Annotated in this window: 1 pseudogene; it reads left to right on the plus strand. The window is 76.9% G+C overall.

The features are described from left to right. Positions 1 to 76: 76 nt before the first annotated feature. Positions 77 to 545 (plus strand): annotated as a pseudogene (locus DQW85_RS21630) (serine/threonine-protein kinase); the annotation flags it as partial.

Here is a 545-nt window from a genome sequence, read left to right on the forward strand (position 1 = left end):
CGCGCCGCGCGCCGACCAGCGGGTGGCTGGCTATCCCGCCCCGCAGCAGGCGCAGCGGCCGGTGCCGCCTCCTCCCGTGAGCCCGCCGCGTCCCTACACGCCGCCGGCCGAGCGCAAGCGCTATCTGGTGGGCAGCCAGCTCATCGGCGCGCTGCTGCTGGTGACGCTGGTCGCGCTGACGGTCATGATGCCCGTCGCGGTGGGCGCCGTGGCCGTGGCGCTGGCGCTGGTGCTGCGGGTGGGCGAATACCTCTTCGGCGACCTGGTCAAGCGCCGCCAGGTGCGCGGCGCGAGCGCGGCCGATCCGCTGCTCGCGCTGGTCGGCACCCCGTGGGCGCTGGTCAAGGCGTCGCTCGTGACGCTCGTGCACGTGCCGCTGTCGGTCCTGTTCGGCTTCTGCGTCTGGGGCGTCCTGCGCTGGGGCGGCGGCATGGGCGTCAACGAGGCGGCCGCCTGGGCGGCGGGCGCCTTCACGGCGGGCCTCTTCCTGCTGCCGGGCGGCGGCGCGCCGCGCCAGGCGGTCACCCGCACGCTGACGGGCGTCC

Origin of the sequence: Nonomuraea lactucae (assembly GCF_003313395.1) — a bacterium.
GTDB classification, from domain to species: domain Bacteria; phylum Actinomycetota; class Actinomycetes; order Streptosporangiales; family Streptosporangiaceae; genus Nonomuraea; species Nonomuraea lactucae.